The sequence below is a fragment of the Aeromonas sp. sia0103 genome (assembly GCF_963895295.1).
Lineage (GTDB): Bacteria > Pseudomonadota > Gammaproteobacteria > Enterobacterales > Aeromonadaceae > Aeromonas > Aeromonas encheleia.
The window spans coordinates 1-369 of sequence record NZ_CAWQKG010000032.1; the positions used below are offsets into that span (position 1 = coordinate 1).

The window sequence follows — 369 nt, forward strand, 5'->3', positions numbered from 1 at the left end:
AGGTCGCCAACAGCAAGGTGCAGTACCTGGGCCAGGGTGAGACCAAGGTCGAGACCTTCACCGTACAGAGCCTGGATGGCACCAGCCACACCGTGACCATCACCATCACCGGCGTCAACGACGGTGCCGAGATCAAGGGTGATGACCGCGGTGCGGTGACCGAAGACCTGAACGTGGTCAGCGGTAACCTGACCGAAACCGGCAGCCTGAGCGTGACCGACGTGGACGGGGCCGACGAGGCTGAGTTCAAACCGGGTGTGGGCGCGCCGAGTGCCAATGCCCTGGGCAGCCTGACCATCGATGCGGCTGGCAAGTGGAGCTATGAGGTCGCCAACAGCAAGGTGCAGTACCTGGGCCAGGGTGAGACCA

Annotated in this window: 1 protein-coding gene; it reads left to right on the top strand. The window is 63.7% G+C overall.

Features of this window, described 5'->3' with window-relative positions; genetic code table 11:
- On the top strand, nt 1-369 hold a 369-nt coding region (locus tag AACW18_RS11320; protein WP_218390091.1), incomplete at both ends, for a VCBS domain-containing protein.